Source organism: Polaribacter batillariae, assembly GCF_017498485.1.
GTDB classification, from domain to species: domain Bacteria; phylum Bacteroidota; class Bacteroidia; order Flavobacteriales; family Flavobacteriaceae; genus Polaribacter; species Polaribacter batillariae.
Map to the genome: position 1 here is coordinate 757,222 of NZ_CP071795.1, position 14,343 is coordinate 771,564.

Annotated in this window: 11 protein-coding genes and 1 pseudogene; 8 read left to right on the forward strand and 4 right to left on the reverse strand. The window is 31.9% G+C overall.

Annotated features, from left to right (window positions below; all coding sequences use genetic code 11):
• Together JL193_RS03400 and JL193_RS03405 are read left to right on the forward strand one after the other, a co-directional pair.
• On the forward strand, nucleotides 1-1,446 hold the full coding sequence (locus JL193_RS03400; protein ID WP_207972493.1) for an ABC transporter permease: 1,446 nt from the start codon (nucleotides 1-3) through the stop codon (nucleotides 1,444-1,446).
• Nucleotides 1,447-1,448: 2 nt separating this feature from the next.
• A complete protein-coding gene (locus tag JL193_RS03405) occupies nucleotides 1,449-2,795 on the forward strand; it encodes a DUF3526 domain-containing protein (protein WP_207972494.1) in 1,347 nt (448 codons plus the stop codon).
• Between the two features lie 21 nt (nucleotides 2,796-2,816).
• Here JL193_RS03405 and JL193_RS03410 read toward each other — a convergent pair whose 3' ends face one another.
• From JL193_RS03410 to JL193_RS03425, 4 genes are all read right to left on the reverse strand, one after another.
• Nucleotides 2,817-3,980, reverse strand: coding sequence for a sigma-54-dependent transcriptional regulator (locus JL193_RS03410; protein ID WP_207972495.1), 1,164 nt, complete (start codon nucleotides 3,978-3,980; stop codon nucleotides 2,817-2,819).
• An 83-nt stretch (nucleotides 3,981-4,063) separates the two neighbouring features.
• The gene (locus tag JL193_RS03415; protein WP_207972496.1) at nucleotides 4,064-4,930 is read right to left on the reverse strand and encodes a mechanosensitive ion channel family protein; all 867 of its coding nucleotides are present in this window, start codon (nucleotides 4,928-4,930) and stop codon (nucleotides 4,064-4,066) included.
• A gap of 4 nt (nucleotides 4,931-4,934) precedes the next feature.
• Nucleotides 4,935-6,254 (reverse strand): ABC transporter permease, encoded by a 1,320-nt coding sequence (locus tag JL193_RS03420; RefSeq protein ID WP_207972497.1) that lies wholly within the window; start codon nucleotides 6,252-6,254, stop codon nucleotides 4,935-4,937.
• A 2-nt stretch (nucleotides 6,255-6,256) separates the two neighbouring features.
• Nucleotides 6,257-7,186 (reverse strand): ABC transporter ATP-binding protein, encoded by a 930-nt coding sequence (locus JL193_RS03425; RefSeq protein ID WP_207972498.1) that lies wholly within the window; start codon nucleotides 7,184-7,186, stop codon nucleotides 6,257-6,259.
• A gap of 168 nt (nucleotides 7,187-7,354) precedes the next feature.
• On the opposite strand from JL193_RS03425, the gene JL193_RS03430 reads away from it, so the two are divergent.
• The 6 genes and pseudogenes from JL193_RS03430 to JL193_RS03455 all read left to right on the forward strand — a co-directional run bounded on the left by JL193_RS03430 (nucleotide 7,355) and on the right by JL193_RS03455 (nucleotide 14,316).
• On the forward strand, nucleotides 7,355-7,813 hold the full coding sequence (locus JL193_RS03430) for a MarR family winged helix-turn-helix transcriptional regulator (protein WP_207972499.1): 459 nt from the start codon (nucleotides 7,355-7,357) through the stop codon (nucleotides 7,811-7,813).
• A gap of 12 nt (nucleotides 7,814-7,825) precedes the next feature.
• Complete coding sequence (locus JL193_RS03435; protein ID WP_207972500.1) at nucleotides 7,826-10,231, forward strand: 3-hydroxyacyl-CoA dehydrogenase/enoyl-CoA hydratase family protein; 2,406 nt, start codon at nucleotides 7,826-7,828, stop codon at nucleotides 10,229-10,231.
• Between the two features lie 106 nt (nucleotides 10,232-10,337).
• Complete coding sequence (locus tag JL193_RS03440; protein WP_207972501.1) at nucleotides 10,338-10,694, forward strand: four helix bundle protein; 357 nt, start codon at nucleotides 10,338-10,340, stop codon at nucleotides 10,692-10,694.
• A gap of 28 nt (nucleotides 10,695-10,722) precedes the next feature.
• On the forward strand, nucleotides 10,723-11,916 hold the full coding sequence (locus JL193_RS03445; RefSeq protein ID WP_207972502.1) for an acetyl-CoA C-acyltransferase: 1,194 nt from the start codon (nucleotides 10,723-10,725) through the stop codon (nucleotides 11,914-11,916).
• Between the two features lie 37 nt (nucleotides 11,917-11,953).
• Nucleotides 11,954-12,244 (forward strand): annotated as a pseudogene (locus JL193_RS03450) (four helix bundle protein); the annotation flags it as partial.
• Between the two features lie 263 nt (nucleotides 12,245-12,507).
• Nucleotides 12,508-14,316 carry an acyl-CoA dehydrogenase FadE gene (locus JL193_RS03455; RefSeq protein WP_207972504.1) on the forward strand — a complete coding sequence of 603 codons (1,809 nt, stop codon included), beginning with the start codon at nucleotides 12,508-12,510 and terminating at the stop codon, nucleotides 14,314-14,316.
• Nucleotides 14,317-14,343: the final 27 nt, after the last annotated feature.

Below are 14,343 nucleotides of genomic sequence, written 5' to 3' on the forward strand. Positions count from 1 at the left end.
ATGCAAACTAATTTAGTTCTTTTAATAACAAAACAGTACTTTAAAAAGACCTTCTATTCTAAAGGTCTTTTTGTACTGTTATCGCTTTTTTTAATTTTATTAACCTATATTACAATTAATAGTTGGAGTATTTTTGAAAAAAGACATAATAGTGTTGTACATCATCAAAAAGAATCTAGAAATAGTTGGGAGTCTAATCCAGACAAACACCCTCATAGAATGGCACATTTTGGCTCTTTTGTATTTCGTACACAGCATCCATTAAGTATTTTTGATTCTGGAATTGAAACTTATACCGGAAATTCTATTTTTTTAGAAGCACATAAACAGAACACTGCAAATTTTTCTGAAGCTTCGTTATCTACAGGTTTGGTGCGTTTTGGAGATTTAAACGTTGCATTATTATTACAACTTATTTTGCCTTTAATTATATTTTTTATAGGCTATGCATCCATTACTTCAGAAAAAGAAAATGGCACCTTAAAAATAATTTATTTACAAGGTGCAACTATAAAAGAAATTCTTTTTGGCAAAGCTTTAGGCTTATTTTTGGTTGCTGCTGTGTTTTTTTTACCTGCCTTAATTTCTCTATGGAGTATCTCGTTTTTAGACAGCCATACTACAAATGCAGAAATAATAACACGAACATTAATTATTACACTAAGCTATATATTGTTTTTTATAATTCTTTGTTTTGTAACTGTAATTATTTCTGGCAAAAGTAAAAATTCGAATAAATCTTTATTACGTTTATTAGCTATTTGGTTGCTTTTTTTTATCATTATTCCAAAAACAGCTCAAGTAGTTGGCAATACCATTTATCCTAATTTATCTAAAATTGAATTTAATGAAGCCATTGAAACGGAAATTGCAAAACAAGGTGATAGCCATAACCCTAATGATCCTTATTTTAATAACATACGCGATTCTATTTTAAAAGCCAATAATGTAACTAGTGTTAAAGATTTACCTTTTAATTATAGTGGTTTTTTAATGAGTAAAGGCGAAGAACAAACCGCTAAAATTTTTAACAAGCAACACAAAAAGCTAATTCAAACCTATAAAAAACAAAACAGTATTGCCAATCGTTTGGTATTATTTAACCCTTATTTAGCTATTAAAAACGTATCTATGGGGTTCTCTGGAACCGATTTTTATACCTACACTAATTTTTTATCACAAACAGAAGCTTATAGATATAAACAATCTCAATATATGAATCATTTACAAATGAAGTTTATTAGTAATAATGCCAAAGGAAGTGAAGGAAAAATAAACGTAGTAGAAAAAAGCTATTGGAAAGCTATACCCCAATTTAGTTACCATTATCTTCCTGTTTTAGATACCATAAAACATCAACTCATTTCATTAGCAGCTTTGGGGCTTTGGCTATTATTAAGCGTTATTATCATCAATTATTTTTCAAACCATTTTAAAATTATTTAATAATGTATATATTGTTAATTAAACATTTTTTTAGATCTAAAACAGTCGTGTTAGCCTTTAGTTTACTTATGCTTTTAGGTATGTTAAGTATTGGTTCTGGAAAACAATTTCTAAACCAGAAAAAAATAGCGATTACCAAAACCATAGAACAACAAAAAAAACATATTAAAACACAAAGAAAATACAATAAAGACGATATTGGTTTGCTCTCTTATTATTTAAAATTTTCGTTTCTAAAACCCTTAGAACCGTTAGCAGCCATTTCTATGGGGCAAAGTGATTTAAATACCGATATTCAAAATGTAAGTATTGTAGCTCTGGAAGGGCAAAAACACAATACCGATTTAGTAAACCCCATGCGCCAACAAGTTGGAAATTTAGACATTAGCTTTTTAATTATCTTTTTATTTCCATTGGTAATTATTGCACTAAACTTTAATCTTTTATCTGAAGAGGAAGAAAAAGGCACCTGGAAAATGATTAAAATTCAATCTAAATCGTCATTTAAATTCTTAATAACCAAACTATCTATACGATTGCTTTTTATTTCTATGACTCTTGGCATATTGTTTCTTATAGCAAGTTTTATCTTAGAGATTCCGTTTACAGAAAGTTTTTTAGATATAATACTAATGAGCTATTTGTACATTATATTTTGGTTTGCACTTTGTTTTTTTGTAATTCTATTAAGAAAGTCTTCTAATACAAATGCCATAATACTATTGGCAAGTTGGTTAACTTTAGTTGTTTTTCTACCAATTTTTATTAATAATTATATTAATAAAACATACCCAATTGAAGAAGCCTTTAGTATGGTTATTAAACAAAGAGATGCTTATCACAAAAAATGGGACACAGATAAAAAAGAAACGTTAAATCGTTTTTACGAGCATTATCCTCATTTAAAAAAATACGGGTATAAAACAGAAGGATTTTCTTGGTTGTGGTATTATGCAATGCAACAATTAGGTGACGACGATTCTAAAGAAGAACGTGAAGCTTTGTATAATAAAATAAAGAAACGAGAAGCATTGAGTAAAAAAATGGCACAGTTTTTTCCACCATTACAATTACAGCTTTCTATGAATGAAATTGCAAAAACGAGTTTAACCAATCATATTAATTTTTTAGATGCCACTGTAAAGTTTCACGAAGATATTCGTTTAGATATTTATCCGAAAGTTTTTGAAAAACATCATCCAGACACTGTAGATTTTGAAAAACATAAACCTAAGTTTTTTAGGGCAGAAGACAACTTTAGCTTATCTAAAAATTCATTTTCAACAATTTTAATTACTTTATTTTTAATTTGTTTTGGGGTTTTTAAAAATCTAAAATATTTTAAGTAGTTTAAATTTTTAAAATTACTTTTATTTACTGGCAAATAGTTTTACGTCGTTTTCAGAAACTTCTTTTTCTCCTAAGATAATTAGGCGTTCTACAACGTTTCTTAACTCACGAATATTTCCAGTCCAATTATATTCTTGCAATAATTTAATTGCTTCGGTTGAAAAGTTTTTTATAGCCATTCCTTGCTCTTCTGAAATCTTTTTTGCGAAGAAATCTACCAATAAAGGAATGTCTTCTCTACGATCATTTAAAGCAGGTACTTTTATTAGAATAACAGCCAACCTGTGGTATAAATCTTCTCTAAACCTTCCTTTAGCAATTTCTTCTTGAAGATTTTTATTTGTTGCTGCTACTACCCTAACGTTTACTTTTATGTCTTTGTCTGAACCCACTCTAGAAATTTTATTTTCTTGGAGCGCACGCAAAACTTTTGCTTGTGCAGACAAACTCATGTCACCAATTTCATCCAAAAAAATGGTTCCTCCATTTGCCGCTTCAAACTTACCTGCTCTATCTTTATTTGCTCCTGTAAAAGAACCTTTTACGTGACCAAATAACTCGCTTTCTATTAATTCTGATGGAATTGCAGCACAATTTACTTCTATCATAGATGCTTTATGCCTATCTGACTTTTCGTGCAACCAATGTGCAACCAACTCTTTACCTGTTCCATTAGGTCCTGTAATTAAAACTCTGGCATCTGTAGCGGCAACTTTTTCGATAATTTCTTTAATATGAGAAATAGCATCGCTTTCGCCTACCATTTCGTAATTTTTACTCACTTTTTTCTTCAACCGTTTGTTTTCTACAACCAATGTTTTCTTTTCTAAAGCGTTTCTTACCGTATTTAAAAGACGGTTTAAATCTGGTGGTTTCGATATATAATCAAAAGCTCCCAAACGCATTGTATTAACTGCTGTATCTAAATCTCCATGTCCAGAAATCATAACAACTGGTATTTCTGGCTTTATCTTTTTTGCTTTTTCTAAAACCTCAACACCATCCATTTTTGGCATTTTAATATCGCAAAGAACCAAATCGTAATCTTTGTCTTTTATCATTTCTATTCCGGCCAAACCATCTTCGGCTTCTTCTACAACATAAGCTTCGTTTTCTTCTGAAATAATTTTGCTTAAAACTCTTCTAATTGCTGCTTCGTCTTCTATTATTAATATTTTACTCATATATTTTTTATTTCAAATTTTTATCGAAAATCGTTTTTCAGCATTCAACTTTATTTAAGTTAAATATGCATTTATAATTTCTTTTATTCTTTGTTTTGAAAAAGATGCACATCTCTTTGTGGAAAAGGTATGGTAACGTTATTTTCTCTAAAAGCTTTGTCTATCGCAAATCGAATGTCGCTTTGTACAAATCTAGCTTCAAAACTATTATTTAAAGAAAACACCAATCTAAAGTTTAAAGAACTGTCTGCAAAATCTGTAAATAAAACAGTTGGTTCTGGTATTTTAAGAACTTTTGGGTGTTTTTTTGCAACTTCTACTAAGATTTTTTTTACCAATTCTACATCACTTCCATAGGCTACACCAACATTAACAACCTCTCTAGTTTCTACGCCATTTTCTGTCCAATTGAATAAAATATTTGTTAAATATAAGTGATTTGGTATCACTAGTACTTTATTATCGATTGTTACGGCTCTTGTGGTTCTTAACCTAATGTCTAAAACACGTCCTACTTTTCCTTCTAACTCTATAATATCGCCAACATGAACGGATTTATCTACCAAAATAAATACTCCAGAAATAATGTCTTGAAACAAGGTTTGTAAAGCCAAACCAACCCCAATTAAAAGCACTGCAGAGGCAGCAAATACGGCTGTAACATTTACTCCAGAAGCATCCATTGCAACTAAAAAAATAACCAAAAAAACCAGCCACCTTATATAACTAAAAACGCTAATAAATTTAATTTTATCGTTTTCGGGCATTTTTCTTGTTATAAACCTTCTAATTAACTTTAAAATAAAGGCTGTTAAAATAAGGGCTAATGCAACAAATAACAACCCTTTTACGGTGATACTTATTTGATCAGAAAAAACAAATTTATAGTCTAAAATAGAATTTGCTTCTTCTACAATTGTATCTTTTACTTGCTCTATCTTGTCTTGCATCTTTTTAATATTTTAACCATTTGTACAAATCTTTGTAGGTTGCTTTTTTGCCATACATTAAAATACCAACTCTGTAAATTTTCGCTGCTAGCCACACCATAAAAACGAAGGTAGCAATTAATAAACTCATCGAAATTGCTAATTCTGTCCAAGAAACGCCAAAAGGAACTCTCATTAACATAACAATGGGCGATGTGAAAGGAATATAGGAAAAAATTATTGAAACGGGGCCATGAGGATCATTTACCACAGTTGCAAAACCAACGTAAACTGCCAATATTAATGGCAACATAATTGGCAACATAAATTGTTGCGTGTCGGTTTCGTTATCTACAGCCGCACCAACTGCCGTAAAAAGAGAACTGTATAACATAAAACCGCCTAAAAAGTAAAAGATAAAAAGTACAAATAATTTTAAAATTGGCAAACCTAAAATTTCTTGAACCACCAATTGCATTTTATCGCCTTCTGTTGCATTTTTAACAGCATCCATTTGTTCTGCAGAAACAGAGGTATTTTGCATTTGAGACATATCTACACCAAAAACAGAAGAAACGATGGTTAAAATTACAAAAAGTAATATTCCCCAAATAAAAAATTGAAGTAAACCTGCAGAAGCATTTCCAATAATTTTACCCAGCATTAATTGAAACGGTTTTACAGAAGAAACAATAATTTCTATAATTCTGCTTGTTTTTTCTTCGATAACGCTTCTCATTACAGAAGTACCGTAAATCATTACAAACATCATTAATAAATACCCTGCAATTGCACCAAAGATAATCTTAATCCAATTTCTTAATTTTGATGATTCTTCTCCAGAAAAATCATACATTTTAATATCTGTATTCAGTTTTGAAGCTTCAATTTGTGCCAAATCAATCCCAAAATTAGTTAGTTTTTTATTTCTAAGTTTCTTCTCTATTTTGCTTTCTAAAGAATTTATTAAAGACATATTTGGCGAATCTTTAGAGTAAAATTCTATAGAATTTGCTAAGATTTCTAAGCTATCTTTTTGCGGGATATACAAAACACCATAATAACTTCCTTCTGCTACTTTTTTCTTGGTTGCTTCGATTCCTAAAGAGGTATAATCGGTATATTTTACAGATTTTGTATCTTTAAAATCGTTTTTTTCGAACAAACCAGAATTATCTACATAAACAATCGTTTTTGTTTTTTTATCATTTTTTTTCATCAAAAAAACAACCAAAGTTAGCATAGCAACCATAATAATCGGACTCAAAAAAGTCATCACTATAAATGATTTGTTTCGAACTTTCGCAATAAATTCACGCTGAATAATTAATTTTAACTTACTCATAATTAATTGTTTTTATGTATTGCTTCAATAAAAATATCGTTCGCACTTGGTATCAATTCTACAAAATGTTGCACTTCTCCTCTACTTGTTAAAAAAGATAACAAATCGTTTGCAGAATTGTTTTCGTTTAACTGAACATTTAAAGTTAAACCGTCATTTAATAATTTAAAATCTGCAGCAGATACTTTAAAGTTTTCTTTTAACGTTTTTTCTACCTCAACTTGGTTTTCGGTTTTTAAGCCAACTTGAAAGGTGTTTGTTCTAAAATTACGCTTAATATCGTCTAATTTTCCTTCTAAAATTAAATTCGATTTGTTTATTAATGCAATCTCATCGCACATTTCTTCTACAGATTCCATTCTATGTGTAGAAAAAATAATGGTTGCACCTTCGTCTCTTAATTGTAAAATTTCGTTGGCAATTAATTGTGCGTTTATAGGATCGAAACCAGAAAAAGGCTCATCAAAAATTAACAATTTAGGTTTGTGCATTACAGTAACAATAAACTGTACTTTTTGCGCCATTCCTTTCGAGAGTTCTTCGATTTTTTTTCCCCACCAAGCACTAATATCGAATTTTTCGAACCAATATTGTAATCTTTTTTTTGCTTCAGCCTTACTTAAACCTTTTAATTGCGCCAAGTACAAAGCTTGTTCGCCAACTTTCATCGATTTATACAAACCGCGTTCTTCGGGTAAATATCCTATTTGTTCTATATGATGTGCTGCTAATTTCTCTCCATCCAGTAATACTGTACCAGAATCTGGCATTGTAATTTGATTTACAATTCTAATTAAAGATGTTTTTCCTGCACCATTTGGCCCTAACAAACCATACACACTTCCTTTAGGAATATGTATGGAAACATCGTTTAATGCTGTAAAATTGCCATATTTTTTTACTACATTATTTATTTCTAATAAATTCTTCATTAACTATTTTAAATTAAAATCGATAATTTTTATCTGTTACAAACTTACATATTTTGTACTATTAATGTTCGAAAGCTTCATCATTAATTTTTGTTAAATTTATTATGCATGCATAATTTTTTTGAAATTTACTATGCGTGCATAATAAATTTTTATATCTTTGAGGCAATGGAGAAATATAAATCGATAGATCATCAATTAAGAGCAACATGGCAAGCAGTTGCTAAAATGTATAACGAGCAGGCATTGGCTCATAACAGTACAATGGCTACTGCTTTTGTTTTACTAAATATAGACAAAGTATATGGAACTCCATCTACGGCTTTAGGGCCTTTAATGGGAATGGAACCCACAAGTCTTTCTAGAATTTTAAAAAACATGGAAGATAAAGGTGCCATTTATAGAGAAAAAAATCCTGATGATGGTAGAAGTGTAATCATTAAATTAACTGAATACGGAAAAGAAATGCGTGCCGTTTCTAAAGTACATGTAATTCAATTTAACGAAACTGTGATACAAAATGTATCTCAAAGAGATTTAGAAGGTTTTTTTAATGTAACTTCAAAAATAAATAAATTAATTGCAGATAAAGAAATTTATAAAGAAACAAGCAACAAAGCAGTATAAAACAATAAACAAATGACTAGAAGAATAAAAAAAGTAGCAATTATCGGTTCCGGAATTATGGGTAGTGGAATTGCTTGTCATTTTGCCAATATTGGCGTAGAAGTTCTTTTATTGGATATTATTCCTAGAGAATTAACTGACAAAGAAAAAGCGAAAGGTTTAACGTTAGAAGACAAAGTGGTGCGCAATCGTTTGGTAAATGATGCATTAACTGCCTCTTTAAAATCAAAACCGTCACCTATTTATAATCAAAAGTTTGCAAACAGAATTACCACAGGTAATTTAGATGACGATTTGCACAAAGTTGCAGATGTAGATTGGATTATGGAGGTTGTGGTTGAAAGGCTAGACATTAAAAAATCTGTTTTTGAGAAAATTGAAAAATATAGAAAAGCAGGAACGATAATTTCTTCAAACACTTCAGGAATTCCTATCAAATTTATGAATGAAGGAAGAAGCGAAGATTTTCAACAACATTTTGCAGTAACGCATTTTTTTAATCCGCCAAGATATCTAAAACTGTTTGAAGTAGTTCCTGGCCCAAACTGCAAACAAGAAGTTACAGACTTTTTAATGATGTATGGTGAAAAATTCTTAGGAAAAACTTCTGTTTTAGCGAAAGATACGCCTGCATTTATTGGAAACAGAGTGGGTATTTTCGGAATTCAATCTTTATTTCATCAAGTAAAAGAATTGGGTTTAACGGTTGAAGAAGTAGATAAATTAACAGGTCCTGTGATTGGTCGCCCAAAATCTGCCACTTTTAGAACGGTTGATGTCGTGGGTTTAGATACTTTAGTGCATGTTGCGAATGGTATTTATGAGAATTGCCCTAATGACGAAGCTCACGAATTGTTTAAACTTCCAGATTTCATTAATACAATGATGGAAAACAAGTGGTTGGGAAGCAAAACAGGGCAAGGGTTTTACAAAAAAACAGTAAATGCCGAAGGAAAAAAAGAAATTCTTGCTTTAGATTTAGATACAATGGAGTATCGACCTTCTAAAAAAGCAAAATTTGCAACGTTAGAATTAACAAAAACAATAGAAAAACCAATTGATCGATTTAAAATATTAGTTGGCGGAAAAGATAAAGCCGGTGAGTTTTACAGAAAAAACTTTGCAGCAATGTTTGCCTATGTGCAAAATAGAATTCCAGAAATTTCTGATGAATTATACAAGATAGATGATGCCATGAAAGCTGGTTTTGGTTGGGAAAATGGTCCTTTCGAAATTTGGGATGCTGTTGGCGTAGAAAAAGGAATCGAGTTAATAAAAGCCGAAGGAAAAGAACCTGCAACTTGGGTTACAGAAATGGTAGAAAATGGGGTGTCTTCTTTTTATGCTGTAAAAGACGGTGCAACTTATTATTACGATATTCCTTCTAAATCTCAAACGAAAAAACCGGGTCAAGATGGATTTATTATTTTAGACAATATTCGAAAATCGAACCAAGTTTTCAAAAACTCTGGCGTGGTTATCGAAGATATTGGAGACGGAATTTTAAATGTAGAATTCCAATCGAAAATGAACACCATTGGTGGCGATGTTTTAGCAGGAATTAATAAAGGAATAGATTTAGCGGAAAAAGATTTCCAAGGTTTGGTCGTTGGTAACCAAGCCGCAAACTTCTCTGTAGGAGCAAACATTGGTATGATTTTTATGATGGCTGTAGAGCAAGAATATTACGAATTAAACTACGCCATAAAATATTTCCAAGATACTATGATGCGCATGCGTTATTCTGCAATACCAACCATTTCTGCACCTCATGGAATGGCTTTAGGCGGTGGTTGTGAAATTTCTTTGCATGCAGATAAAGTAGTTGCTGCAGCAGAAACCTATATGGGATTAGTAGAATTTGGAGTTGGTGTAATTCCAGGTGGTGGTGGTTCTAAGGAAATGGCTTTAAGAGCCTCAGATTCTTTTAATAAAGGCGATGTTGAGTTAAATATTTTACAAGAAAACTTTTTAACCATTGGAATGGCAAAAGTATCTACTTCTGCCTACGAAGCGTTTGATTTAGGGTTGATGCAAAAAGGAAAAGATGTTGTGCTAGTTAATAAAGACCGACAAATTGCCACTGCAAAAGCACACGCAAAATTAATGGCTGAAAGTGGTTACACACAACCGCCAAAACGCAAAGACGTAAAAGTCTTAGGAAAACAAGCCTTAGGAATGTTTTTAGTAGGAACAGATTCGATGGAACATTCTAACTACATTTCTGAACACGACCAAAAAATCGCAAATAAATTAGCTTATGTAATGGCTGGTGGAGATTTATCTGAACCAACCTTAGTAACAGAACAATATTTATTAGATTTAGAAAGAGAAGCATTTTTATCGCTTTGTACAGAACGCAAAACCCTAGAAAGAATTCAAGCGATGTTAAAAACCGGAAAACCATTGCGTAATTAATTAAAAAAAGTATTTAGTAGATAGAATTAAGTACTAAGACTGTGAAAACATAACCTTAACACCAACATTTTAATACTAAACACGAACAATCTTAATACTAAATAAAATGCACAGATTTGAAGAGCTGAAAATATGGCAAAAGGCAATGGACATTACCGAAAAATGTTACAGAGTTTCAGAAAATTTCCCCAAAGAGGAAAAATATGGTTTGACATCACAACTTAGAAGAAGTGCTGTTTCTATTCCCTCTAATATATCTGAAGGAGCAGGAAGAAATACAAATGGAGAATTCAAGCAATTTTTAGGAATTGCAAATGGTTCTTCTTATGAATTATTAACTCAATTATATTTATCTAAAAGGTTAAATTTAATTAATGAAGAAAATGTAAGACCTATAATTAATGAAATTATTGAAGTAACAAAAATGAATTATTCTCTTCAAAAATCACTTACAAAGTCTTAATTCTTTATACTAAAATCTTAATACAATTATGAGCAAAACAGCATATATCGTAAAAGCATACAGAACTGCAGTAGGTAAAGCGCCAAAAGGGCTTTTCCGTTTTAAACGTGCAGACGAGTTGGGTGCAGAGACCATTCAACACATGATGAAAGAATTACCAAACTTAGATGTAAAACGCATCGATGATGTAATTGTAGGAAACGCCATGCCAGAAGGTTCGCAAGGATTAAATATGGCACGTTTTATATCTTTAATCGGTTTAAATTCTGTAGATGTCCCAGGAGTAACTGTCAATCGTTTCTGTTCTTCAGGATTAGAAACCATTGCAATGGCTGCAGCGAAAATTCAAGCAGGAATGGCAGAATGTATTATTGCTGGTGGTGCAGAAAGCATGAGTTCTGTTCCGATGACGGGTTTTAAACCAGAATTAAACTACGATACTGTTAAAAACGGTCATGCAGACTACTATTGGGGCATGGGAAATACTGCAGAAGCAGTTGCCAATCAATTTAAAGTTTCCAGAGAAGACCAAGACGAATTTGCCTACAATTCTCATATGAAAGCACTAAAAGCACAAGCAGAAAATCGTTTTCAAGACCAAATTGTACCTATTGAAGTAGAAGAAACCTATTTAGATGCCAATGGCAAAAAAGCAACCAAAAAATATACCGTAAATAAAGATGAAGGACCAAGAGCAGGAACTTCAATCGCTGTTTTAAACAAATTACGTCCCGTTTTTGCAGCTGGTGGAAGCGTTACAGCAGGAAACTCGTCTCAAATGAGTGATGGCGCTGCTTTTGTAATAGTAATGAGCGAAGAAATGGTAAAGGAATTAAATATAGAACCTATTGCAAGAGTTGTAAACTATGCTGCTGCTGGTGTAGAACCTAGAATTATGGGAATTGGGCCTGTAGCTGCCATTCCAAAAGCGTTAAAACAAGCAGGTTTGCAACAAAACGATATCGATTTAATTGAATTGAACGAAGCTTTTGCTTCTCAATCTTTAGCAGTAATGCGTGAGTTAAACTTAAATCAAGATATTGTAAATGTAAATGGTGGAGCCATTGCATTAGGACATCCATTAGGCTGTACAGGGGCAAAATTATCAGTACAGTTATTTGATGAAATGCGCAAACGCAATCTAAAAAACAAATACGGTATGGTAACCATGTGTGTAGGAACTGGACAAGGTGCTGCTGGTATTTTTGAATTCCTTTCTTAAAAAAGACTGTAGAAAATAGAGAAAAGAAAATAAACTTATGTGCACTAAACAGAGACATAATTATAAGAATTTGAAGATTTGGAAACTCGGATTAGAAATTACAAATAACATTTCTGATCTCTTATTATATTTCTCAAAGCACAAAAGATTTGATTTGAGCTCACAAATGAGTAGATGTTCAGTTTCAATGCCAAGTAATATTGCTGAAGGGTCTTCAAGAACAGATAAATCTTTTAGCCATTATCTTGATATTTCTTTAGGCGCATCATTTGAATTAGGCACACAATTATTAGTCGCAAAACATAGAAAATATATTAATAACGAAGATTAAAAAAAAATTGAAGATAAAATAGAAGAATTCCAAAGAATAACAATAATAGTATCCAATAGTGGCCTATTTTCTTTCTTCTATAATCTAAAAAAACAAACGAAAAAGATAATTAAGACTGAATGACATAAGACCTCAAGACTGTTGGGAAGTTTTGGTAAATTTCATTCATCATTAAAATTAATAAAATAATATTCAATAACTAAAGTAATTCAAAAGTCGTCACAAGTCATTTGTCTTACTGTCATAAGTCAACAAAAAATATGGAAACATCAAAAAAAGAACTTTTAAGAGGTGGTCAATTTCTTGTAAAAGAAACAAACTGCGAAGACGTTTTTACTCCAGAAGATTTTACAGAGGAGCAACAAATGATGAAAGAAGCTGTGATGGAATTTAACGACCGTGAAATTATTCCTCATAAAAATCGTTTCGAAGCAAAAGATTATGCTTTAACAGAAGAAGTAATGCGTAAAGCTGGAGAATTAGGGTTCTTAGGCGTTGCTGTACCAGAAGAATATGGTGGATTGGGAATGGGATTCGTTTCTACCTTATTAACTTGTGATTATATTTCAAGTGGAACAGGGTCTTTTAGTACTGCATTTGGTGCGCATACAGGAATTGGAACCATGCCAATTACTTTATACGGAACTGAAGAACAAAAACAAAAATATGTACCCAAATTAGCTACTGGAGAGTGGTTTGGCGCGTATTGTTTAACAGAACCTGGAGCGGGTTCTGATGCAAATTCTGGAAAAACCACTGCAGAACTTTCTGCTGACAGAAAATCTTACAAAATCAACGGACAAAAAATGTGGATTTCTAACGCAGGTTTTTGTCGTTTAATGATTGTATTTGCAAGAATAGAAAATGATAAAAATATTACAGGTTTTATTGTAGAATACGACAAAGACAATCCAAACGGAATTACTTTAGGAGAAGAAGAACATAAATTAGGTATTAGAGCATCATCAACAAGACAAGTATTTTTTAACGATACTGTTGTGCCTGTAGAAAACATGCTAGCTGGACGTGGAGAAGGTTTTAAAATAGCCATGAATGCTTTAAACGTTGGTCGTATTAAATTGGCAGGCGCATGTTTAGATTCTCAACGTAGAGTGCTTACAACTGCAGTACAATATGCCAATGAGCGCAAACAATTTAAAACTCCTATTGCAAATTTTGGTGCCATTAAAGTAAAATTGGCAGAAATGGCAACCAATGCTTATGTGGGCGAATCTGCAACGTATAGAGCCGCTAAAAATATAGAAGATCGAATTGCATTAAGAGTAGAAGCTGGTAACACACACCAAGAAGCAGAATTAAAAGGTGTAGAAGAATATGCAATCGAATGTTCTATTTTAAAAGTGGCAGTTTCCGAAGATATTCAAAATTGTGCAGATGAGGGAATTCAAATTTTTGGTGGAATGGGCTTTTCCGAAGAAACACCAATGGAAGCTGCGTGGAGAGATGCAAGAATTGCCCGTATTTACGAAGGAACCAACGAAATTAACAGAATGCTTTCTGTGGGAATGTTAATTAAAAAAGCCATGAAAGGGCATGTAGATTTATTAGGTCCAGCAACTGAAGTTGCAAACAGCTTAATGGGCATTCCTTCTTTTGATACGCCTGATTATTCTGAATTATTTGCGGAAGAAAAAGAAATGATTGCAAAATTGAAAAAAACTTTCTTAATGGTTGCTGGTGCAGCATTGCAAAAATATGGGCCAGAAGTCGAAGAACAACAACAATTATTAGTTGCAGCTGCAGACATTTTAATTGAAATATACATGGCAGAATCTGCGATTTTAAGAACCGAAAAAAATGCAAAACGTTTTGGTGAAGCATCTCAATCTGTACAAATTGCCATGTCTAAATTATATTTATATCATGCCGTAGATAAAATCGAAGAAAAAGGAAAAGAAAGCATTATTTCTTTTGCTGAAGGTGATGAGCAGCGTATGATGTTAATGGGCTTAAAGCGTTTTACAAAATACGCGAATTACCCAGATATTGTAGATTTACGTAACGAAATCGCAGAAAAAGTAAAAGCCGAAAATAAATACTGCTTCTAAAGCTCTTAATGTTAAAATAAGTGTTTA

Coding starts and splice junctions, on each gene's coding strand:
- JL193_RS03415 (WP_207972496.1), bottom strand. CDS start 4,930: ATGCAAGACAAGATAGAGCAAGTAAAAGATACAATTGTAGAAGAAGCA.
- JL193_RS03435 (WP_207972500.1), top strand. CDS start 7,826: ATGACTAGAAGAATAAAAAAAGTAGCAATTATCGGTTCCGGAATTATG.
- JL193_RS03445 (WP_207972502.1), top strand. CDS start 10,723: ATGAGCAAAACAGCATATATCGTAAAAGCATACAGAACTGCAGTAGGT.
- JL193_RS03425 (WP_207972498.1), bottom strand. CDS start 7,186: ATGAAGAATTTATTAGAAATAAATAATGTAGTAAAAAAATATGGCAAT.
- JL193_RS03405 (WP_207972494.1), top strand. CDS start 1,449: ATGTATATATTGTTAATTAAACATTTTTTTAGATCTAAAACAGTCGTG.
- JL193_RS03440 (WP_207972501.1), top strand. CDS start 10,338: ATGCACAGATTTGAAGAGCTGAAAATATGGCAAAAGGCAATGGACATT.
- JL193_RS03455 (WP_207972504.1), top strand. CDS start 12,508: ATGGAAACATCAAAAAAAGAACTTTTAAGAGGTGGTCAATTTCTTGTA.
- JL193_RS03400 (WP_207972493.1), top strand. CDS start 1: ATGCAAACTAATTTAGTTCTTTTAATAACAAAACAGTACTTTAAAAAG.
- JL193_RS03430 (WP_207972499.1), top strand. CDS start 7,355: ATGGAGAAATATAAATCGATAGATCATCAATTAAGAGCAACATGGCAA.
- JL193_RS03410 (WP_207972495.1), bottom strand. CDS start 3,980: ATGAGTAAAATATTAATAATAGAAGACGAAGCAGCAATTAGAAGAGTT.
- JL193_RS03420 (WP_207972497.1), bottom strand. CDS start 6,254: ATGAGTAAGTTAAAATTAATTATTCAGCGTGAATTTATTGCGAAAGTT.